Genomic DNA, 20942 nt, shown 5'->3' on the forward strand with positions numbered 1-20942 from the left:
TGGCCGATAATCGAAGCGGGAAAGGCGCAATTCATAAGCGTCAGCCACGTGCAAATTTGAGTCTGCCATCCAGATACGTCAAACAGACTTAGTGCAACTCTAGAGGGGAGTCGGATGAACAAGTTTTACAAAACCGTGATCGCAGTAACCTTGGCATCTCAAAGCGTGTTGGTTATGGCTCAAGAACCCAGTAGTTGCCAAGTCATCAAGACCGCGAACGTGGGGTGGCTTGATGGAATATCGACAAATGCATTAACTCAGGTGGTGGCCGAAGGTCTGGGGTACAAATTTGAGGACAATATGCTTTCACTGCCAATCGTTCTGAAGTCTCTTAGCGATGGCAAGCTGGATACGTTCATTAACTACTGGTCGCCATCTCAGGATCCTCTGATTACCCCCCTAAAGGACTCTTTGTCCGTTCTCCCGGCCCCTAACCTCACCGGTGCAAAATACACACTCGCAGTTCCAAAATTTCTGGCCGATGAGGGGTTGAAGGATTTCAAGGACATCGAGAAATTTAAAGACCCACTCGGAGGCCGCATTTACGGCATCCAGCCTGGTAGCGGCGGAAACACGTTGGTGCAGAAGATCATCAAGGACAACTCGTATGGTTTGAAGGATTTCAAACTGGTCGAGTCTGGTGAAGCAGGCATGATCCAAGAGGTAGCTCGCTCGATTCAACGCAAGAAGCCCATTGTGTTCCTGGCGTGGGCGCCTCACCCAATGAACGTGAACATGGACATCGTGTATCTAACGGGTGGTGATGATTCCTTCGGTCCCGATTTCGGCGCAGCAACGGTCAAAACCATCACATCCAAAGGCTATGCCGAGCGCTGCGGTAACGTTGGCAAGTTGTACAGCAATCTGAAATTCACGGTCGACATGGAGAGCAGCATCATGAACTCCCTCGACAAAAAGGAGCCCGCTTTGAGTGCAGCGAAAAAATGGCTGGCCGCTCATCCTGAGACTCTGGATAGCTGGCTGGCGGGTGTGACTACCGTCGACGGTAAAGACGCGAAAGCAGCAGTATTAGCAAACATCTCCAAGTAAAGAAAAGCCGCTTCAGTGAAGCGGCTTTTTTTATCGAAAATCCGCAGTTGGAGGCTCGCTGAGGGAGCCATATGTAGCCAATTGCCAGGCGTTTACTCATCGCAACGTGCCTTAACCGGACGCTTACTGAAAAAACCTCGAATGCTCCTAGGGGCTATCGCTAACCAAGGACAGCCTCACCACCAATGACGCGGCCGAGTTCTACATACAGAAACCGCAATGCTGGATGTCGCTGGTTGGCCGTGGTGTAGCGAATGTCTAAGTTCTCGAAGTGAGAGCCCTCAAAGGTCACGCCAACTAAGTGAGTTGCGGAGCGACATTTGAAATTGCGGACCGGAAACAAACAAGGGCCTGCATTAGCTTTCGCTCGCAGACCCTTGATTTTAGATGGTGCCCGAACCCGGAATCGAACCGGGACGCCCTTACGAGCGGGGGATTTTAAGTCCCATGCGTCTACCAGTTTCGCCATTCGGGCGGCAGCGCGTGTTGCAGGGTTGGGAATATATAGATCCAGTCGCGTCGGCGCAAGGTCGCAAGGCAGCTTTCTTGCACCACGACTCGGGCGAAAAAGCTCGTTAGATCAGTGATCTAGATGAAGATAACGAAGGAAAAACTGAGATTTTCGTGCCTCGATGCATCGCCCGCCCTGCTATCTTCACGCCCTCGCAACGAAATGCAAGCAACGCAAAATGGGCTCACGCAGGGGATCGCAATCGCCACCGCCTTCTGCCCCCCAGACCAACAAGGACGTAATTGCTGATGAATAAGGCCCCTGCCTGGCTACGCACGACCCTTTCGATACCGGTTTATGCGACGTCCGTGGTGTTCTGGATACTGACCGTCTACATGAGTGTTCCTGCATGGGTGAAAATACTCTCCAGATTTGTGACGCCCGAGAAGACCGGAGAAGGCCTGGCTGATTTGCTCTTATCTGGCGTATTGGCCGCTGTGGGTAGTGGCTTGTGGATACTTGGCAGGTACATCCGCACTTCGAATTTGAGGCCGCCGCCGAAGCCTTCCGCCCCTGAGGTTTCATAGCGCTCAACGCACAAACAACAATCCCGACGCAGACGTCGGGATTGTTGTTCTGTGAGGCCGATCAGTTGTCGGGGTGCTCGCTCGCTACCGAATCGGCAGCATCCACGTCAGACATATCTTCTTCAAGAGGTGCCTCGTCGTCCGGCGGCAGCGGGATGTTGTCCTCATCGCGCTTCGGATCGTGCCCGGCTTCATTATCTGTGCCGCGGGTTACGTCCTGCTGTGAAATGTTCCCGGGGGCATTTCTGTCGATTTCCATGCTGGCTCTCCGTTCTAAGCTCGGAACATCCGCGCGTAAACATAAGAGTGGGCCGGTTACGGCGAGTGCAAAGGTTTGGACGAACGGTGACGTCTGATGCCTCGATAGTGAATCGCTCCAGCAACCTACGCGCACTGTTCTTAATCATCATTTGTGCGGCCAGGCGCTTCACGCATTCCCACCTCTGTCGTCACCCGACACGGATTCAAAAAGCATTCCTGCGGCACCAACGTTCTCTAGCCGACGCTTGACCTCGTCACTGACTATTATCGCGCCCGAATATTTTTTCACTCTGAAAATGTGCTGATCGCCGATTTTTTCAGGGTCAATCACAAGCCGGGTGAATGCTCGATACTCACCCGCCAGATCGGGTCTCACAGGGTCATCGGGTTCGAACTTCTTGAAGTTAGATCTTTGCTCATCGACACAGTCTATTTGTGTCTCAATGATCATAAGAAAGTAGGCACCCCGGACTTCTTTATTTGCAATCAGCACAGGCTCGAATACGACATTGCAATAAGGCTCGTCCACTTCCGGCAACCCGGACAGCGCCTGACAGGCCTTCGAACTCAACACCGGCACACTGGCATAACCCGCCAGTGAATAGTCCACCTCAGCGCCTTCAAAACGCACATCCAACGTGTAAGTCCCAGGCTCCATGAAATTAACGGGCGGCTCTCTGAAGTGCCAGTTATTGACGTGCCGTACGTCGCCAAGCGTCCATTTGTCCGCCATCATAATGTCCTGCCTGAGCCAGTAATACTTCACACGTACTCTCCAAGAGCCCCGTTTATTCACCGAGCGCAGCTTAAAAGGATAACGTCGCTAAGACCGCGTGACTCAAAAATCTGTTCCGACGGGTGCAGGTATGCTCAGATGGCTCTACGCTCCCAACGCATCATCTTATGCGTCGACGTCGCCCACTCACCGTCTGGTGAGTCATTGGCGCTGAACACCAACTGCTCCCCTATTCGGAGACTCACCATGAATCCACACGCCACCGCCCTTGTCTTGATCGAATTCCAGAACGATTTCACCACCCCTGGTGGCGTGTTCCATGACGCAGTCAAAGATGTGATGCACCAGTCAGACATGCTGGCCAACACCGCAACCACCGTGCAGCAAGCGCGCAAGCTGGGCGTGAAGATCATCCACCTGCCGATCCAGTTCGCCGAGGGCTATCCAGAGCTGACAACACGCGATTACGGGATTCTCAAGGGTGTAGCTGACGGCAGCGCCTTTCGCACCGGCAGTTGGGGTGCCGAGATCACCGACGCCGTGACGCGTGAGCCCGGCGATATTCTCGTGGAAGGCAAGCGCGGGCTGGATGGCTTTGCCACCACTGGCCTGGACCTTGTGCTGCGCAACAATGGCATCCAGAACCTGGTGGTGGCGGGGTTTCTGACCAATTGCTGCGTCGAAGGTACGGTTCGATCAGGCTATGAGAAGGGCTACAACGTAGTGACCTTGACCGACTGCACGGCGACGTTCACCGATGAGCAACAAAAGGCCGCTGAAAACTTCACGTTGCCGATGTTTTCGCAGGCAATGCGGCATACCGCGTTTCTCGGGGCGTTGAGCGCCAAATAAGCAAAAAAAGGGGGCGACTGATTGGTCAGTCGCCCCCTTGCTTAACGCTCTTCATGCACAACCGTTCCACCTTACCCGTTCAACGTCAGCCCCGGATAAGCCGGCACCGGCAGTTTGTGCCTCTGCGGTTGTTGCCGGGCGAGCTGTGCCTGCAGGTGTGCGACGGCATCCAGCACGCGTTGCGCCCATTGCTCGTCTTCCGGGTCCACAACCACGACGCGAAAACCGTGATCGAAGCCTTCAAGCTGAACGCCCTCGGAATCATCGACATGCAAGTCGATGTCGAACGCCGACGGCAATTTTGACGGGGTATTCAACAGTCCGCGCTCGGTGAGGGCCTGGTTGTGCCGCACGCTGTTGACCACACCGTCGACGTGGATGCCATACAGCAACAACCAGCGGCGTATGTAGGACGGGGTCCGCCCGGATGAGGTGTAGACCCAGACGCTGCAGCCTTGGCGACGCAGTTCGCGGGTCAGTGCGCGGGTTCCGCTGCGCAGCGGCTCGCCCAGCCAACGGTGCACACACGCCGGCAAACGGCTGTGTTCGGTCGCGCTGTGGTGAAGCTGGCAAGCCAGCGTGTCATCGATATCGAACGAGATACGGATGCGCTGGCGCTTGAACACACGCTTGACTGTGTCGAGCACTGGATACCTTCCCATCAATGGCCCCCCTGATAGACGGGCGCTGGTGTGTCGCTCAGGAAAAACTCCATTGGATCAGGGGCATTATCTTCCAGGAACGCAGCATACTTTTTCTTGATCTTGGGCAACTCATACAGCGCCATGACGCCATGCTTGGCGGAGTTGCGTATGACCGAGGACGGGTTGAAGTAGCCCTCGGCGTTGTCCAGCGTCAATACGAAGGGCGGCAACCCCTCGCGCATCAGCAGGTAGCTGACGATCAGCGACCCACTGCGGTGATTGCCTTCAATGAACAATTGCGGCTTGCTGAGGACTCGCACGTAGACACCAGCTGCGCGCTTCCACACCGATTCACTGTGGTGCTTGCAGTACCAGTTATACAAGTCCTTGATGCCACCCTCGACATTGTTGAAAAAATGCACTTCGGTCGCCAGCAGGTGTTGCGCGTATTCCTGCCGGCGTAGCGGGTCTTTGCCACAGAGCACGGTGGCATTGATCTCCAGCATCAGGTTCAGTTGCTGAAGGTCGAACAGGTCGACACCCCGCGCCACATAGTCGTCAATCAGGGCATAGCCATCAAGCACATTCTGCAGCACTTCGTCTGTCAGCGGGTCGCGTGGCTCGGTAAAGTCCTGGCTGAGCTGGGCAAAACGGCTCTGTACCTTACGCAGTGCGCGTTCGATCGCGAGCAAATCAAGACGACGTGTTGCAGTCATTGGCAATCCTGAAAAACGGTGCATGGGTCAGCTGAACTTGCCGCTGATGTAGTCCCCGGTCATTTGTTCGCGCGGGTTTTCGAAAATCTGCGCGGTCGGGCCCATTTCCACCAGATAGCCGGTGCGAGTGCCTTGGGAAATATCCACCGAGAAAAACGCGGTGGTATCTGCCACACGAATCGCCTGCTGCATGTTGTGCGTCACCAGCGCGATGGTGTAATCCTTCTTCAACTCGACCATCAGCTCCTCGACCCGGCGAGTGGCAATCGGGTCAAGCGCCGAGCAAGGCTCATCCAGCAACAATACTTCCGGCTCGGTGGCGATGGCGCGGGCGATACACAGGCGTTGCTGCTGGCCGCCCGAGAGCGACAGGCCGCTGACCTTGAGCTTGTCCTTGACCTCATCCCACAAGGCAGCACCTTGCAACGCGTGCTTGACACGGTCGCCGAGGTCGCCCTTGTAGCGGTTGAGGCGCAGGCCAAAGGCCACGTTGTCGAAAATGCTCATCGAGAACGGGTTCGGCTGTTGGAACACCATACCGATGTAGCGGCGCACGACTACCGGGTCAACGCCCTTGCCATACACGTCCTGGCCCAGGAAATGCACGTGGCCTTCGAAGCGGAAGCCCTTAACCAGGTCATTCATGCGGTTGAGGCTACGCAACACAGTTGATTTGCCACAGCCGGACGGGCCGATAAAGCCCGTGATCTTGTTTTTCTCGATCGGCACATGGCTATCACGCACCGCCATGAAGTTGCCGTAGAAAATCTTGTCCAGCTTGCAGTCCATGACCACAGGCGACTGGGTGATAAACGGAGCGGCTATTTGCGCAGATGATACGTTCAAAATTCAGGTGCTCCCGTTCTTAATACTTGGGCTTGCCGAAAATACGGCTCACGATATTCACGACCAGCACGATCATTACCAGCACCAACGAGGCCGCCCATGCGAGCTCAAGCTGGTTGTCGAAGGGCATGCCGGAGAAGTTGTAGATCAGCACGGCAAGGGAGGCCGTCGGGTTCATCACCGCCAGGTTGCCGTCGTGGTAGATCCAGTAGTTGCTGAACAGCGCAGTGAACAACAGCGGCGCGGTTTCGCCGGCGGCGCGGGCCACGGCGAGCATGACGCCGGTAAGGATCGCTGGCATGCCGGTGGGCAAGACGATTTTCCAGATCACCTGCGAACGGGTGCAGCCCATACCGTAGGCGGCATCCTTCATGATCTTGGGCACCATCCTCATCGACTCTTCAGCCGTCAGTACCACGATAGGCAGCATCAGCACGGCCAGCGCAACGCCACCTGCCGGTGCCGAGTAAGTCCCGGTGGTCATCACCACCAGCGCGTAGGCAAACACACCCGCCAGGATCGACGGCAAGCCGGTGAGCATTTTTGCGGCAAAGCGCGAGGCGTTCGCCAGCTTGCTGTCGGGGCCCAGTTCCGCCAGGAAAATCGCCGCCATGATGCCGACGGGCACCGCGATGGCGGCAGCGATACCGACCATGACGAACGTACCTGCCATCGCGTTGCCGAAGCCACCGCCGGTCTCGAACCCAGTCGGTGGCAGCTCGGTGAACACTTCCAGGCTCAGGCGAGCACCACCACGGGTGATCAGCATGTAGAGCACCGAAATCAGCGGCACGGCGGCCAGCAGCGCACCAAACCACACCAGGCTGGTCAAGATCAGGCTGCGCAGGGCACGGCCTTCGAACCGACGTTGCAGGCTCGGCATCGCGGTGGTGAGTGGAGACGAGAGGTCAGTCATTATTTAGTCCCCCGCTGGGCGTAGACCATGATCATCGAACCGATAATGTTTACCAGCAGCGTGATAAACATCAGCACCAGTGCGGCGTACATCAACACTTCGATCTCGTTCGGGCCGGCTTCGGGGAAGTTCAGCGCCAACAAGGCCGCCAGCGTATTGGCCGGGGCAAACAGCGAAAGGGAGATGTTGTTCGCGTTGCCGACCAGCATGGCCAGCGCCATGGTTTCACCCAATGCGCGGCCGAGGCCCAGTACCAGCGAACCAAAGATGCCGGTGGCAGCGGATGGCACCATTACCTTGAGAATCGCTTCCCAGTGGGTGGTGCCCATGCCGTAGGCGGCTTGCTTGGTTTTCATCGGCACACCCGTGAGGGCGTCCTGGGAAACGGCGGCGATGGTCGGCAGAATCATAATCGCCAGTACCAGTGCTGCCGGTAACAGGCCCGGCCCGCTCAAGGATGTGCCGAAAAAAGGAATCCAGCCGAGCTCGGTATTCAGCCACGCCGTCAGCGGGCGGATGGCCGGGATCACCACATAAATGCCCCAGAGGCCGTAAACGACGCTGGGGATCGCGGCGAGCAGTTCAACGATGGTGCGAAACACCGCCGCCAGCTTGGCCGGTAAAAAATCCTGGGTCAGGAAAATCGCCATGCTGACGCCGAAAAAACCTGCGATCAGCAACGCGATGAAGGCACTGTAAAGCGTGCCCCAAATAGCTGGCAGAATGCCGTATTTACCTTGGTTTACGTCCCAGACACTGCCGAACAGCACATCAAAGCCGTGCTTTTCCATGCCGGGAAGTGCCTTGCGCCCTACTTCGAAGACCAGCGCGAAAACCAGCGCCAGCACCAGCACTACGCCTATGCGTGCAAGCGCACGGAAGGTGCGGTCAACCAGGAAGTCCTTCGTAGAAGGTGGCTGGCACGCAGAGTCCGGGTTAACCGGTACGACAAAAGGTGAGTTCATTGGCTAATTCCGGAACAAGGGGGGAACACGCCCGGCCTGGCTGACAGCCCATGCCGGGGGTGGCCTGGCAAGCCTTACTGAATGTTGGCGGAAGCTTTGCGAACTTGCTCGACAACCGATGGCGGCAGCGGGATGTAGCCCATCGAATCGGCGATTTTCTGGCCTTCGGTCAGGCTGTACTCGACCATTTCACGCATGGCCTTGGCTTTGGCCGGGCTCTCGTTTTTCTTGCGGAAGATCATCCAGGTGTAGGAAGTGATCGGGTAGGACTTGGCGCCATCCGGATCCGGCAACCAGGCCACCAGGCTTTCCGGCATTTTCACCGCAGCCAGGGCTTCTGCACCGCTTTCGGCGTTAGGCACAACGTATTTACCGGCCTTGTTCTGCAACTGGGCGAAGTCGACCTTGGCCAGTTTGGCGAAGCCGTATTCGATGTAGCCGATGGCGCCTGGAGTCTGGCGAACGGTCGCGGTTACGCCATCGTTTTTCGGCGATTTGATGAACTTGTCGCTGGCGGGCCAGTTAACGGTGTTGCCTTCGCCCAAGTCCTTCTGGAACTCAGGGTTGATCGCAGCCAAGTGCTTGGTGAACACAGCGGTGGTGCCGCTGGAGTCTGCACGCACAACCACGGTGATCGGCATGTCAGGCAGCTTCAGGCCTGGGTTGGCAGCGGCGATCTTCGGATCGTTCCACTTGGTGATCTTGCCCAGGAAGATGTTGGAGTAAACATCGCGCGGCAACTTAAGCTCTTTAGGATTGCCCGGCAGGTTGAACGCCAGCACGATTTCACCCGCGGTCATCGGCAGCAGTTGCGCGCCTTCAGCCACCTTGGCGATGTCTTCGTCTTTCATTGCCGAGTCACTGGCGGCGAAATCGACGGTCTTGTTCAGGAAGTCCTGTACGCCCGCACCGCTGCCCTTGGACTGGTAGTCAACCGTGACACCTTCGGTCTTCTTGCTGAAGTCCTTGAACCAGGTGAGGTAGATAGGGGCCGGGAAACTTGCACCAGAACCTGTTAGGCGGACGCTTTCCGCCGCAAATACCGAGGTGGCACTAAGAGAAACCGCGACGGCGAGTGCAGCAGACTTCATCAGACGTTTCATTCAGGAAAATCCTTGTGATTACGGGCTGAGGCACTCTGCAACAATCTTGTTACGGTTTTATGAATGTGGAATGGCAAAACGCCTTGTTGTCCCCCTCTCCCGCCGCAATTACGCATTTTGCTGTAATTGGTTCGTAACAAATTGCGTCTAAGACTTTGCCATCCCCCACCACGCGAGTTCCGCCCATGTCCTCAGTAGAAGACGCCTTGATGCAGCGCATCCGCCGTGAACTGCTTGATCACAGTGATGAAGAGCTGGAACTGGAATTGTCCGAAGACGGGCATGACCTGAACGCGCTGTTCGACGAGCACGTCGGTGAAAGCAGCGAAAAAACAGCCCGCAGGATTTATTTCAGCGAACTGTTCCGCCTGCAGGGCGAACTGGTGAAATTGCAGAGCTGGGTGGTGAAGACCGGCCACAAAGTGGTGATTCTGTTTGAAGGGCGTGATGCCGCCGGCAAAGGTGGCGTGATCAAGCGCATCACCCAGCGCCTGAACCCCAGGGTCTGCCGGGTTGCCGCCTTGCCTGCGCCGAATGACCGCGAACAGACCCAGTGGTACTTCCAGCGTTACGTCTCGCACCTGCCGGCGGCCGGCGAAATCGTGCTGTTCGACCGCAGCTGGTACAACCGCGCGGGCGTGGAGCAAGTCATGGGGTTTTGCAACGACGACCAATACGAAGAGTTCTTCCGCAGCGTGCCGGAGTTCGAGCGCATGCTCGCCCGCTCCGGTATCCAACTGATCAAGTACTGGTTTTCGATCTCCGACCAGGAACAGCACCTGCGCTTTCTCAGCCGCATTCACGACCCGCTCAAGCAGTGGAAACTCAGCCCGATGGACTTGGAGTCGCGTCGGCGCTGGGAGGCCTATACCAAGGCCAAGGAAGTCATGCTTGAGCGCACTCACATCGCCGAAGCCCCGTGGTGGGTGGTGCAGGCCGATGACAAGAAGAAAGCGCGGCTCAACTGCATCAACCACCTGCTTGGCCAGATGCCGTATGAAGAAGTCGAGCTACCGGTGATCGAACTGCCGCAGCGCGTGCGGCAGGAAGATTATTCGCGCAGCCCGACGCCACCGGAACTCATCGTGCCGCAACTTTACTAGCTTAGCTGCTCACACAAGAACGGCACACTGGCAAGCCTGGAGGTGGGGTGAAATGCCAGCACCCGCGTTGCAACCATCAGGTAAGCGATTTCCTCGGACGACATGAACGCCATGCCTCCGAGGATTTCGAACGCACGCGTGCTGATGCGATTGATCGCCTCCTGCACGGCAAACCGGGTGGCCTGCGCACGCGCCAGGTCAGCGCGCAGAAAGCGATTCTGATCGATCGACACCGCCAGGCCGCGTACCGCCATGGTGGCGCCCTGCAGATCAATCAGCAGCATCGCGCGATCATCCTGCGAGCCTTTGTTGGACGACAATGCACGTGATGCCAGCGCAGACGCCATGCCCAGGTAGGACGCCGAGGCCAGCAACTGGAACCAGATGGCAAACAGGTGCTCACCAGTCCCCTGTTGAACATTGTCCAACTGGCTATCGACGGCGTTGCTGAAGTACATCATCGACTCAGGCACCAGCAGATTATTGAAGATCACTTCGTGGCTGTCCGCCGCCTGCAAATGCGGCACCGACCAGAATTGTTTCCGCTGGATGTTCGGGTCGCCTGCTAGCCCCAGGCCGATACCGATATGGGTCTTGCCTTGAGGGTCGACGTAGTTGACGCCAAACGTGATCGCGTCGAAATGGTGCGTCATCGTGCACGGCTTTTTGCTGCCGCTTACCACGTAGCCCGCCGCTGTCTTTTCAACGGACAAGGTGGATTCCAGGATATTGGCGTGCGCCCGCCCCTCGGCAAATCCCGAGGCGACCAGCAGGTTGTCGCGTGCAACCACGCTTAACAGCCCTTGAATGTCGGGGAAAAACTGACTCGCCGCCATCATGCCGGCAACGGTATGGTGATGCATGGTCATCATCACCGCCAAAGAAGGGCAATGCGCGCCGACCCACGTATGCACCTGCGCCAGGTTCACCGCGCTGACACCTCCGCCGCCCAATGCGTGGGCAATGGATAGCCCGGGAGCACCCAACGTTCGAAACAACGTCGCCAGTTGTTTGGACCCTCCCCGTTCAAGTTCAATAAGTGAGGCAGCCTCGAGAACAGTCAATAACTCGGGAATACAGATTAACGCGACAGCTCTTTCTTCTTTCAACACCATATTCATTAAACCCTTAAACTATCAACCGAACCTCAAAACGACTGTTGAGACTTCAAGTAATGCCGTGCATAACGACTGTCCAACTTCGACAGCGGCAATAAGATAAAAAAGTCCGCAACGTTAAATTCCTTATCCCACGCAGGCACACCACATACCCAGCCACCGCTGCGTAAATAACCTTTGAGCAACGGTGGCATGCGCGGTATATACCCAGGCTCGAATGCCTCAATAGGAAAGGGTATGTGGGGGAGTACCCGATAGTCGGCAGGCGCCAGATTTTCCGAGGTGAAGCTGCGGTACAACGCCGCCGCATTGTGGCCTCCACCGGACAGGCTCACACTCGCGCACCCCATCAAATGGTCACAGCCCTCGCGCTCCATATACCTCGCCAGGCCTGACCACAGCATCATGATCACGCTGCCACTGCGGTACTCGGGGTGGACACACGCATGCATGGCTTCAACGGTTCTGGGGCGTAAAGACTCTAATCCAGTGAGATCGAATTCTCTCTCCGAGTAATAGTGCCCCATGCGTTGTGCCGCTGCCGGGCCCATCAGGCGATAGGCGCCCACCACAGCCGAAGTCCGGGTGTCGCGAACCAGCAGGTGGTCGCAATAGTCATCGAACTCATCAGTGTTTAATGCCTCGGGGTCAGCCAGTGTGGACAGTTTAAACGTGTCGGTGAACACACGATGACGCAGGCGTTGCACTTCACGTACTTCATCTTGTGTCGTGGCGAGACTGACCACTAACTGTGCACGTTGCACGGGCGCAGTTGAATGTTCATCACGGGGTACCGGCTGAGATCGCATTTCTGTTCCTTTGAGTCACCGCGCTATTAATCAGCACGTAGTGAGCGAGACACTACATGCAGTTTTATATAGGCAGCGTAAGGAAACTCTGAAAGCGTTCGCGAACTTTTAACGCCCTTCCCTAATAATTAAAATCACTTGTTCACACGGTTGTGGCGAGCGGGCTTGCCCGCGTTGGGCTGCGTAGCAGCCCTAAAACCAGACGCCGCGAATTATCTGAATAGGCGGGGTGGCAGCGCGGGGCAAGCCCGCTCACTACACGATGCGGTAACGCTAGAGGGGTGAACTACTGACCACCCGCAGCGCCAACCCCTCATATGCGTCCAGGGTAATGGTGAACGCCCCCTCCGCCGTCAGGTCTCCCTCCACGCGCTCATTGATGATATCCACCACCATCCCGGCAGCAATATCAGGCAAATGCAGGGTTTCGGTGATCGGCATGGCGCCGAAGTTCAGCGCAGTAATTTGTATGCCCTTGCCGGCCGGCAATTCGTGGACCATCACCAGCAGCCCCGGGTTTTCGACTTCCGGCACCTGGATCTGGCGACTGGCCGCGATATCGTAGGCACGGCGTACCGCGAGGATTTTCTGCAGTTGCGAAGCGAAGGATTCGGGGTCCTGCAACTGGCTGTTCAAGCTGCCGTAAAGGCTCTTCGAACGTGGCATATGGCCGGCAGACAGTTCTGCCTCAGGGTTCAAATCCACCAGGTCATACGCGCCGCGATGAATCCAGCGCGTATCGCCATCGCGCATCAGATGCTCGACTTCTTCGGCCGCCAACGGCAGCGCGCCGACCAGGTCCCAGCCGGACAAGGCAAACACCCCAGGCTGCATCGCGTTGTACATCACCAGCAGCAGATGGATCTGGCGGATTTGCTGGATGTCCGCCTGGGTAATCGCGTCGAGGTCACGAATCCCCAGCGCCGCCGTAATGATGCTGGCGGTGGTGCACGACACGCCATTGGTCACGAACTTGAGGTTATACGGCGCATGCTCGCCGGCCAAACGTTCGTACATCTGCTCGCGAATGTGCTCGCGCAGGATGTTACCGGGGAAGGTCTGGCCCTGATAAAGGAAGGTGTCATGGGCATGCAACGTCCAGAAATGCACCAGTTCCAGGGTCAGTTCATCGTGGTTCTGCAACGCGTGGATCAGCGAGCCGGGGTCGATGCCCTGGCGGTGCATTTCGCGCAGCATCAAGCGCAGGAACTCGGCGTCGCCCATCAACAGCGCATGCTGGTACGCCGGGCGGGTAATGAAGTCATAGGACAGGTCGGCACCGCCATGGGACATGGACGCAATGTCGTCCACGGTGAGGTTCAGCTCCTGGAAGCTGAAACCGCCCGCCTTGCGGATCGCGCCGCCCAACAACTGGTTGCCGGTGATCGACAGCGGATGGCTCTCGGACCAGGCCGTGCCATCCAGCTTGCGCTCCACACCGAGGAACCCGTTGGCATCCAGGCGCAAGATCTTTGCGCCCATTACGTCGATGGCATGCAGCGCATCGCCAATGATCATCTGCTGCGCGGCAAAGGTTGGGTCCAGCCAATTCAGCGACGGCTGGCCTTCCTTGAAGTAATGCAGGTACACCCAGCGACGCGGCTTGCCATCCACGCCCAGCACGACGTTGGTTGCGCTCCAGTCGGTTTCCTTGACGCCGGGTTCGAAGAAAATCACCCGCTGCAACTGGCCGACGATGTAGTTTTTGTCACGCAACGCATCGACCTGCACGGGGCTGAGGTTCTGCGCATCGCGCCCCGCGACCACGTCGGGCAGCAACGACCAGTCTTCTTCGCGAATTTCCACCATGTGGTAAAGGCCGGGATAGTCCTCGTACGCCATCTCGGCCAGGCGAAAGTCCGCGCCCTTGCCGGTGTGGGACGGGATCACGTCGTCGATGATCACCGCATTGTGCGCCGCCGCCATGCGCGTCAACGCCTGTAACTGCGCTTCGGTGCCCAATTCAGGGTCGATCTCGAAGCTGATGCGGTCGAAATTGCCGTCGATGGTCGGCGTGTGCTCGGTTCCGCTCAGGCCGCCGGACTTTTTCAGTGGGCCGTTGTGGATGCCTTGAATGCCGATTTTCGACAGGGCGTGCCACAGCGCCTCATCCCCCAGCGCTTCCAATACCGTGCCACCTTCACGGGTCACGATCGACGCCGGGTAGGCGGTGAACCACACCGACGACAAGGCCGTCGCATCACGGGGCCGGGTCTGTGCGTAAGGCTGTTGCCACAACCGGCCCTGCCCCGAATAGAGCTTGGCCCGCTGGCGTGCTGCATGCAGCATCGATTGTTCCACCAGCCAGTTCACATGGTTGTTTTCAGCCGCCGTCATAAGCCTGATACCTGTCGTCGTGAAGCATTACTCGTGAACATATGAGGGTTGTGTGGGCCATTCGTTGCATCGGGATGGTGCTGGCGATGGACTGTAGTGAGCGGGCTTGCCCCGCGCTGGGTGGCGAAGCCGCCCCAAACCAGGCGACCCGGTTGTATCTGGAATACGGCGGTGTCTTTACCGGGGCGGCTTCGCCCCCCAGCGCGGGGCAAGCCCGCTCACTACAAGTTGCGCCTGCATGCTCAAAAGGGGGGGGAGATATTGACACTGCGATGGCGCAGATAAGTACCGTCCGCAGACTTAGCGGGTTTCCCGATACTGCCTCGGCGTAAACCCCGTCGAGGCCTTGAACTGGCGGGTGAACGCGCTGTGGTCGGTATAGCCGCACTGCAACGCAACCTCGGTAATCGGCATGTCGGTATGCAGCAACCGATGCGCGTGCTCCAGGCGCACTTTCTGGATCATCTGCCGGGGCGTCAGATGGAACACGCGTTTGCAGTAACGCTCCAGCTGCGCCACTGAAATCCCGGCGATGCGCGTCAGCTCACCCAGGGTGACGCGGCGGTTGAAGTGCGCGCGGATGTGCGCGTCCACGGCGGCCAGGCGTTGGTACGCCGGGTGGCTTTCGCTGGCGGTTTGCAGGTCGACCGAGATGCCGGCCAGGCCGATGATCGCGCCGGCGTGGTTGTACAACGGCCACTTGTGCGTCAAGCACCAGCCGGGTTCGCGGGTGCCGTACAGGTGCAATTCAAGCTGGTCTTCCAGCACAAAGCCTTGCTCGAGCACACGCCGGTCCTGTTCGGTGTAACCCGGTCCCAATTGCGCGGGGAAGACTTCAGCGCTGGTCTTGCCCAGCAGCGGTTGCAGGTGTTTGAGGCCGCAGCGTTGCACCAGGGTGCGGTTGGCGAGGACGTAACGGGCCTGGGTGTCCTTGATGAAAATCGCCGCATTGGGAATCACATCCAGCATCGGCAATAGTTGCATCACACCGGCCAATAAGTGCTCGATGGTGTGGGGGCGATTCGCCTCGCTCCCTTGGCAAAGGGTCGCAAACGCGCTCTGCATCATGACTGTCCCCCTCCCCCGAAAATTGCCTCGATGCGTAGCAGATTGCCCGATGCCCAGGGCGCTGTCGAGCGGTGCAAACTGTGCTGATTTCGTCATCGATGCCGGTAAAAAACATCAATCGCGCCGCCGTTCATGAGTTCACTGTAGGGCCACTGCATGCCTATCCAATAACTCACAAGAAGGCGACGCTATGTCAGGTCAAGGCAAGTTCAAGAAACAACTTTCATTGATGGACCTCACCTTTATCGGGCTGGGGGCCATCTTTGGTTCGGGCTGGTTATTCGCGGCCAGTCATGTGTCTGCAATCGCAGGGCCTGCGGGGATCATTTCCTGGCTTATCGGTGGTTTCGCCGTGCTGCTGCTGGGCATTGTGTACTGCGAACTGGGCGCTGCATTGCCCCGCGCCGGCGGCGTGGTGCGCTACCCGGTTTACTCCCACGGCCCGCTGCTGGGCTATTTGATGGGCTTTATCACGTTGATCGCGTTCTCGAGCCTGGTAGCCATCGAAGTGGTTGCCTCGCGTCAATACGCCGCGGCGTGGTTTCCCGAGCTGACCAAGGTCGGCTCAAGCGACCCGACCACCCTGGGCTGGCTGGTGCAATTCGCCCTGCTCTGCCTGTTCTTCGTGCTCAATTACCGCAGCGTAAAAACCTTTGCCATCGCCAATAACCTGGTGAGCGTGTTCAAGTTCATCGTGCCGTTGCTGGTGATTGGCGTGCTGTTCACCTTCTTCAAGCCGGCGAACTTCCAGGTCCAGGGTTTCGCACCGTTTGGCCTGTCGGGCATCGAGATGGCGGTGTCGGCCGGCGGGGTGATTTTTGCCTATCTGGGGCTTACGCCGATCATCTCGGTGGCCAGTGAAGTGAAGAACCCGCAACGTACGATCCCCATTGCGTTGATCCTCTCGGTGTTGCTCTCGACCGCTATCTACGTGCTGCTGCAAACCGCATTCCTCGGTGGCGTACCCACGGAAATGCTCGCCAACGGCTGGGCCGGGATCAGCAAGGAGCTGGCGCTGCCTTATCGGGATATCGCCCTGGCGCTGGGTGTGGGTTGGTTGGCGTACCTGGTGGTAGCCGATGCGGTGATCTCCCCCAGCGGCTGCGGCAACATCTACATGAACGCTACCCCACGGGTGGTGTATGGCTGGGCGCAGACCGGTACGTTCTTCAAGGTTTTCACGCGTATCGATGAGAAGTCCGGCATTCCGCGCCCGGCACTGTGGCTGACCTTTGGCTTGTCGGTGTTCTGGACCCTGCCGTTTCCGTCCTGGGAAGCGCTGATCAATGTGGTGTCCGCGGCGCTGATTCTCAGCTACGCGGTCGCCCCTGTCACCGTCGCCGCGCTGCGTCGCAATGCACCAGAGATGGCGCGCCCGTTCCGCGTCAAAGGCATGGCGGTGCTCGGCCCGCTGTCGTTCATCATCGCCGCGTTGATCGTGTACTGGTCCGGTTGGAGCACCGTTTCCTGGCTGCTCGGCCTGCAAATCCTGATGTTCGTGGTGTACCTGCTGTGTGCCCGCTGGGTGCCGACCGCGCACCTCAATCTCAAACAGCAAGTGCGCTCTTCAGCCTGGCTGATCGGCTTTTACGCGGTGACCATCCTGCTGTCCAAGCTCGGCAGTTTTGGCGGAATCGGTGTCATCAGCCATCCGTTTGACACTGCGGTAGTCGCGGTCTGCGCACTGGGCATTTACTACTGGGGGGCTGCCACCGGAGTACCAGCGCACCTGGTACGCCTGGAGACCGAAGACGATGAAAGCGAGACGGTGGACGAGCCCCACACCCACGCCCCGCTCACCCCGGCCACCCATTGATTGGAGCGTTTTATGAAACGATTGCATGTGATCGACTCCCACACCGGCGGCGAACCGACGCGCCTGGTCATGAGCGGCTTCCCTGCGCTGAACGGCGACACCATTGCCGAACAACGAGTGCACCTGCGCACCGAGCACGATCAATGGCGCCGCGCCTGCCTGCTGGAGCCGCGTGGCAATGACGTACTGGTCGGTGCGCTGTACTGCGAGCCCGTCACCCCTGGCGCGGTGTGTGGGGTGATCTTCTTCAATAACGCCGGTTACCTCGGCATGTGCGGCCACGGCACCATCGGCCTGGTCGCGTCCCTGCACCACTTGGGGCGCATCCAGCCCGGCGTACATACCATCGACACGCCGGTCGGCCCGGTTGCGGCAACCTTGCACGAGGACGCCAGCGTGACCCTGCGCAACGTGCCCGCCTACCGTTTTCGCCAACGGGTGCCGGTGGACGTGCCGGGCCATGGCGTGGTCTACGGCGATATCGCCTGGGGCGGCAACTGGTTTTTCCTGGTGTCGCAGCACGGCCAGACGTTGCAGATGGACAACGTCGACGCGCTGACCGATTACACCTGGACAATGCTCAAGGCCCTTGAAGACCAGGGCATCCACGGTGAAGACGGCGCGCTGATCGACCATATCGAACTGTTCGCCGACGACGACCTGGCCGACAGCCGCAACTTCGTGATGTGCCCCGGCAAAGCCTACGACCGCTCACCCTGCGGCACCGGCACCAGCGCCAAGCTGGCCTGCCTGGCCGCCGATGGAAAACTCGCGCCCGGTGAAACCTGGACACAAGCCAGCATCACCGGCAGCCAATTCGAAGCGCGCTACGAATGGGACGGCGAGCGTATCCGCCCCTTCATCACCGGCAGCGCCTACATGACCGCCGACAGCACCTTGCTGATCGACGAGCGCGACCCTTTTGCCTGGGGCATCTGAGCCCCGGCCGTATTCAACTGAACGACTCCAGGAGTTAGAACAATGAGCGACAACATCTTCACCGGCTGCATCCCCGCCCTGATGACCCCGTGCACCGCTGAGCGCAAACCGGACTTCGACGCCCTGGTCGCCAAGGGCCGCGAGTTGATCGATATCGGCATGAGTGCCGTGGTGTATTGCGGCTCCATGGGCGACTGGCCGCTGCTCACCGAGGCCGAGCGCCAGGAAGGTGTGGCACGCCTGGTGGCGGCGGGCGTGCCGACTATCGTTGGCACCGGCGCAGTGAACAGCCGTGAGGCAGTAGCGCACGCGGCCCACGCCGCCAAAGTCGGCGCCCATGGCCTGATGGTGATCCCGCGCGTCCTGTCCCGAGGCGCCTCCGCCACCGCGCAAAAGGCGCACTTCTCGGCAATCCTCAAGGCTGCGCCAGACCTGCCGGCGGTGATCTACAACAGCCCGTACTACGGCTTTGCCACCCGCGCCGACCTGTTCTTCGAACTGCGCCGCGAACACCCGAACCTGATCGGCTTCAAGGAATTCGGTGGCGGTGCCGACCTGCGCTACGCAGCCGAACACATCACCTCCCAGGACGATAACGTCACGCTGATGGTTGGCGTCGACACCCAGGTGGTGCACGGCTTCGTCAACTGCAACGCCACCGGCGCCATCACCGGTATCGGCAATGCACTGCCTCGGGAAGTCCTGCAACTGGTGGCACTGAGCAAAAAAGCCGCCAAGGGCGATGCCAAGGCCCGCCGCCAGGCCCGTGAACTGGAAGCCGCGCTGGCAGTGTTGTCATCGTTCGATGAAGGCTGCGACCTGGTGCTGTATTACAAGCACTTGATGGTGCTCAACGGCGACAAGGGCTACGCCCTGCACTTCAACGAGACCGACGCCCTCAGCGACGCCCAGCGCCGTTACGCCGAGCATCAGTACGCGCTGTTCCGCCAGTGGTACGCCAACTGGTCGGCAGAACAGAACGTCGCCTGACCCCTTACGCGCCGCTGTGGTTCTCGCAGCGGCCAACCCCACCTTTTTTCCAGGACGATTCCATGACTCTGACGGGCAAGATGCTGATCGGTCAGCAACTCATTTGCGGCAATCGCGATGCGATCCGGGCGATCAATCCCGCCACCAACGCAGCCTTGGAGCCCGCCTACCTGGGCGGCGACGGCGAACATGTCGCGCAGTCGTGCGCATTGGCGTGGACGGCCTTTGATCTCTACCGCGAAACCTCACTGGAGGCCCGCGCGACCTTCCTTGAGTCCATCGCCACACACATCGAAGCCTTGGGCGATGAGTTGATCGAACGCGCCGTTGCCGAAACCGGCCTGCCCCGCGCGCGCATTGAAGGCGAACGCGGCCGCACCTGCGGGCAACTGCGCATCTTTGCCCGCACCGTGCGTGCCGGGGAATGGCTGGATGTGCGGGTAGATACGGCGCAGCCGCAGCGTCAGCCACTGCCACGGCCAGACCTGCGTCAGCGCCACATCGCGTTGGGCCCGGTGGCCGTGTTTGGCGCGAGTAACTTTCCGCTGGCGTTTTCCGTGGCCGGTGGCGACACCGCCTCTGCACTGGCCGCCGGTTGCCCGGTAGTCGTCAAGGCCCACGGTGCTCACCCGGGCACCAGTGAGCTGGTGGGCCGGGCAGTGGCGCAAGCGGTGAAAGCGTGTGGCTTACCCGAGGGCGTGTTTTCGCTGCTGTACGGCTCGGGCCGTGAGGTCGGTATTGCGCTGGTTACCGACCCGCGCATCAAGGCCGTCGGCTTTACTGGCTCTCGCAGCGGTGGGCTTGCGCTGACGCAAGCAGCGCAGGCACGGCCCGAGCCGATTCCGGTGTATGCGGAAATGAGCTCGATCAACCCGGTGTACCTGTTCCCGGCGGCGTTGGCGGCTCGGACTGAGGTATTGGCCCAGGGTTTTGTGAGTTCCTTGACCCAGGGTGCCGGGCAATTTTGTACCAACCCAGGACTGGTGATTGGGGTACAAGGGCCGGATCTGGATCGTTTCATCCGCAGGGCGGCTGATCTACTGCCGAACTGTGCAGCGCAGACCATGCTTACGCCCGGTATTTCCAGTGCCTACGCTTCAGGTGTGGGCGCCTTGACTGAACGCGCCAAGGTTGTTGCGAAAGGTCCGGCGGCCACCGGTCCCAACCAAGGACAGGCGCATTTGTTCGTGACGCAGGCGAGCGATTTCTTGGCCAATGAACCGCTGCAAGCCGAAGTCTTCGGCGCGGCATCCTTGATCGTTGCATGCGCCAACCCCGAAGATATGCGACAGGTTTCTGAACACCTGGAAGGCCAACTCACCGCCACCCTGCATTTGGACGAAAACGACCTGCCAAGCGCCAAGGCCCTGCTGCCTGTGCTTGAGCGCAAGGCCGGGCGCCTGTTGGTCAACGGCTGGCCGACCGGGGTCGAAGTGTGTGAGGCCATGGTCCACGGCGGGCCCTTCCCGGCCACCTCGGACTCGCGCAGCACGTCGGTGGGCACGGCAGCCATCCAGCGTTTCTTACGGCCGGTGTGCTATCAGGATTTCCCCGATGCGTTGTTGCCCGGCGCGCTCCAGCACGGCAACCCGTTGTTGCTGCGGCGCTTGCTCGACGGCCAGAGAGAGGCGTAGC

19 protein-coding genes and 1 tRNA gene are annotated in these 20942 nt (G+C 59.1%); 7 read left to right on the forward strand and 13 right to left on the reverse strand.

What is annotated here, in order from left to right; genetic code table 11:
- The first annotated feature begins 114 nt into the window (after positions 1-114).
- The gene (gene choX / locus JBO08_RS07105) at positions 115-1050 is read left to right on the forward strand and encodes a choline ABC transporter substrate-binding protein (protein ID WP_220074264.1); all 936 of its coding nucleotides are present in this window, start codon (positions 115-117) and stop codon (positions 1048-1050) included.
- Positions 1051-1438: 388 nt separating this feature from the next.
- Here the strand turns inward: choX and JBO08_RS07110 are convergent.
- The 3 genes from JBO08_RS07110 to JBO08_RS07120 all read right to left on the reverse strand — a co-directional run bounded on the left by JBO08_RS07110 (position 1439) and on the right by JBO08_RS07120 (position 3115).
- Positions 1439-1525 (reverse strand) — tRNA-Leu (locus tag JBO08_RS07110).
- 624 nt (positions 1526-2149) lie between these two features.
- On the reverse strand, positions 2150-2347 hold the full coding sequence (locus JBO08_RS07115) for a hypothetical protein (RefSeq protein ID WP_065872998.1): 198 nt from the start codon (positions 2345-2347) through the stop codon (positions 2150-2152).
- 168 nt (positions 2348-2515) lie between these two features.
- Positions 2516-3115 carry an imm11 family protein gene (locus JBO08_RS07120; protein WP_220074263.1) on the reverse strand — a complete coding sequence of 200 codons (600 nt, stop codon included), beginning with the start codon at positions 3113-3115 and terminating at the stop codon, positions 2516-2518.
- 216 nt (positions 3116-3331) lie between these two features.
- On the opposite strand from JBO08_RS07120, the gene JBO08_RS07125 reads away from it, so the two are divergent.
- Positions 3332-3937, forward strand: coding sequence for a cysteine hydrolase (locus JBO08_RS07125; protein WP_220074262.1), 606 nt, complete (start codon positions 3332-3334; stop codon positions 3935-3937).
- A 71-nt stretch (positions 3938-4008) separates the two neighbouring features.
- On the opposite strand, the gene JBO08_RS07130 is transcribed toward JBO08_RS07125, so the two are convergent.
- From JBO08_RS07130 to pstS, 6 genes are all read right to left on the reverse strand, one after another.
- Complete coding sequence (locus JBO08_RS07130) at positions 4009-4599, reverse strand: hypothetical protein (protein WP_220074261.1); 591 nt, start codon at positions 4597-4599, stop codon at positions 4009-4011.
- Positions 4599-5297, reverse strand: a complete 699-nt coding sequence (locus tag JBO08_RS07135; RefSeq protein ID WP_220074260.1) for a hypothetical protein — start codon at positions 5295-5297, stop codon at positions 4599-4601. Before JBO08_RS07135 ends, JBO08_RS07130 begins: the two co-directional genes overlap by 1 nt.
- Before the next feature lie 27 nt (positions 5298-5324).
- Positions 5325-6086, reverse strand: a complete 762-nt coding sequence (pstB, locus tag JBO08_RS07140) for a phosphate ABC transporter ATP-binding protein PstB (protein WP_010210300.1) — start codon at positions 6084-6086, stop codon at positions 5325-5327.
- Positions 6087-6162: 76 nt separating this feature from the next.
- Positions 6163-7059: a phosphate ABC transporter permease PstA gene (gene pstA / locus JBO08_RS07145; protein ID WP_065872993.1), complete on the reverse strand. Its 897-nt coding sequence runs from the start codon at positions 7057-7059 to the stop codon at positions 6163-6165.
- On the reverse strand, positions 7059-8024 hold the full coding sequence (gene pstC, locus JBO08_RS07150; protein ID WP_065872992.1) for a phosphate ABC transporter permease subunit PstC: 966 nt from the start codon (positions 8022-8024) through the stop codon (positions 7059-7061). Before pstC ends, pstA begins: the two co-directional genes overlap by 1 nt.
- A 74-nt stretch (positions 8025-8098) precedes the next feature.
- Positions 8099-9127 carry a phosphate ABC transporter substrate-binding protein PstS gene (gene pstS, locus JBO08_RS07155; protein ID WP_220074259.1) on the reverse strand — a complete coding sequence of 343 codons (1029 nt, stop codon included), beginning with the start codon at positions 9125-9127 and terminating at the stop codon, positions 8099-8101.
- Positions 9128-9312: 185 nt separating this feature from the next.
- Here pstS and ppk2 point away from each other — a divergent pair, with 185 nt between their 5' ends.
- Complete coding sequence (ppk2, locus tag JBO08_RS07160) at positions 9313-10230, forward strand: polyphosphate kinase 2 (RefSeq protein WP_220074258.1); 918 nt, start codon at positions 9313-9315, stop codon at positions 10228-10230.
- On the opposite strand, the gene JBO08_RS07165 is transcribed toward ppk2, so the two are convergent.
- The 4 genes from JBO08_RS07165 to JBO08_RS07180 form a co-directional block, all read right to left on the reverse strand.
- On the reverse strand, positions 10227-11345 hold the full coding sequence (locus JBO08_RS07165; RefSeq protein WP_220074257.1) for an acyl-CoA dehydrogenase family protein: 1119 nt from the start codon (positions 11343-11345) through the stop codon (positions 10227-10229). The genes ppk2 and JBO08_RS07165 overlap by 4 nt on opposite strands.
- Before the next feature lie 32 nt (positions 11346-11377).
- The gene (locus tag JBO08_RS07170; protein ID WP_258407027.1) at positions 11378-12157 is read right to left on the reverse strand and encodes a GNAT family N-acetyltransferase; all 780 of its coding nucleotides are present in this window, start codon (positions 12155-12157) and stop codon (positions 11378-11380) included.
- Between the two features lie 273 nt (positions 12158-12430).
- The gene (treS, locus tag JBO08_RS07175; protein WP_065945275.1) at positions 12431-14494 is read right to left on the reverse strand and encodes a maltose alpha-D-glucosyltransferase; all 2064 of its coding nucleotides are present in this window, start codon (positions 14492-14494) and stop codon (positions 12431-12433) included.
- 300 nt (positions 14495-14794) lie between these two features.
- A complete protein-coding gene (locus JBO08_RS07180; RefSeq protein WP_175402974.1) occupies positions 14795-15562 on the reverse strand; it encodes an AraC family transcriptional regulator in 768 nt (255 codons plus the stop codon).
- A gap of 190 nt (positions 15563-15752) precedes the next feature.
- Between JBO08_RS07180 and JBO08_RS07185 the strand changes: the two genes are divergently transcribed.
- From JBO08_RS07185 to JBO08_RS07200, 4 genes are all read left to right on the forward strand, one after another.
- Positions 15753-17378 carry an APC family permease gene (locus tag JBO08_RS07185; protein WP_065872986.1) on the forward strand — a complete coding sequence of 542 codons (1626 nt, stop codon included), beginning with the start codon at positions 15753-15755 and terminating at the stop codon, positions 17376-17378.
- A gap of 12 nt (positions 17379-17390) precedes the next feature.
- The gene (locus JBO08_RS07190; RefSeq protein ID WP_065945274.1) at positions 17391-18317 is read left to right on the forward strand and encodes a 4-hydroxyproline epimerase; all 927 of its coding nucleotides are present in this window, start codon (positions 17391-17393) and stop codon (positions 18315-18317) included.
- Positions 18318-18359: 42 nt separating this feature from the next.
- Positions 18360-19307 carry a dihydrodipicolinate synthase family protein gene (locus JBO08_RS07195; RefSeq protein WP_065945273.1) on the forward strand — a complete coding sequence of 316 codons (948 nt, stop codon included), beginning with the start codon at positions 18360-18362 and terminating at the stop codon, positions 19305-19307.
- Between the two features lie 62 nt (positions 19308-19369).
- Positions 19370-20941, forward strand: coding sequence for an aldehyde dehydrogenase (NADP(+)) (locus JBO08_RS07200; RefSeq protein WP_065945272.1), 1572 nt, complete (start codon positions 19370-19372; stop codon positions 20939-20941).
- Position 20942 lies beyond the last annotated feature (1 nt).

Source organism: Pseudomonas sp. LAP_36, assembly GCF_019456785.1.
GTDB classification, from domain to species: domain Bacteria; phylum Pseudomonadota; class Gammaproteobacteria; order Pseudomonadales; family Pseudomonadaceae; genus Aquipseudomonas; species Aquipseudomonas tritici.

Coding starts and splice junctions, on each gene's coding strand:
- JBO08_RS07125 (WP_220074262.1), top strand. CDS start 3,332: ATGAATCCACACGCCACCGCCCTTGTCTTGATCGAATTCCAGAACGAT.
- JBO08_RS07195 (WP_065945273.1), top strand. CDS start 18,360: ATGAGCGACAACATCTTCACCGGCTGCATCCCCGCCCTGATGACCCCG.
- pstA (WP_065872993.1), bottom strand. CDS start 7,059: ATGACTGACCTCTCGTCTCCACTCACCACCGCGATGCCGAGCCTGCAA.
- choX (WP_220074264.1), top strand. CDS start 115: ATGAACAAGTTTTACAAAACCGTGATCGCAGTAACCTTGGCATCTCAA.
- JBO08_RS07180 (WP_175402974.1), bottom strand. CDS start 15,562: ATGATGCAGAGCGCGTTTGCGACCCTTTGCCAAGGGAGCGAGGCGAAT.
- pstB (WP_010210300.1), bottom strand. CDS start 6,086: ATGGACTGCAAGCTGGACAAGATTTTCTACGGCAACTTCATGGCGGTG.
- JBO08_RS07190 (WP_065945274.1), top strand. CDS start 17,391: ATGAAACGATTGCATGTGATCGACTCCCACACCGGCGGCGAACCGACG.
- JBO08_RS07115 (WP_065872998.1), bottom strand. CDS start 2,347: ATGGAAATCGACAGAAATGCCCCCGGGAACATTTCACAGCAGGACGTA.
- JBO08_RS07170 (WP_258407027.1), bottom strand. CDS start 12,157: ATGCGATCTCAGCCGGTACCCCGTGATGAACATTCAACTGCGCCCGTG.
- pstS (WP_220074259.1), bottom strand. CDS start 9,127: ATGAAACGTCTGATGAAGTCTGCTGCACTCGCCGTCGCGGTTTCTCTT.
- pstC (WP_065872992.1), bottom strand. CDS start 8,024: ATGAACTCACCTTTTGTCGTACCGGTTAACCCGGACTCTGCGTGCCAG.
- ppk2 (WP_220074258.1), top strand. CDS start 9,313: ATGTCCTCAGTAGAAGACGCCTTGATGCAGCGCATCCGCCGTGAACTG.
- treS (WP_065945275.1), bottom strand. CDS start 14,494: ATGACGGCGGCTGAAAACAACCATGTGAACTGGCTGGTGGAACAATCG.
- JBO08_RS07165 (WP_220074257.1), bottom strand. CDS start 11,345: ATGGTGTTGAAAGAAGAAAGAGCTGTCGCGTTAATCTGTATTCCCGAG.
- JBO08_RS07200 (WP_065945272.1), top strand. CDS start 19,370: ATGACTCTGACGGGCAAGATGCTGATCGGTCAGCAACTCATTTGCGGC.
- JBO08_RS07185 (WP_065872986.1), top strand. CDS start 15,753: ATGTCAGGTCAAGGCAAGTTCAAGAAACAACTTTCATTGATGGACCTC.
- JBO08_RS07130 (WP_220074261.1), bottom strand. CDS start 4,599: ATGGGAAGGTATCCAGTGCTCGACACAGTCAAGCGTGTGTTCAAGCGC.
- JBO08_RS07135 (WP_220074260.1), bottom strand. CDS start 5,297: ATGACTGCAACACGTCGTCTTGATTTGCTCGCGATCGAACGCGCACTG.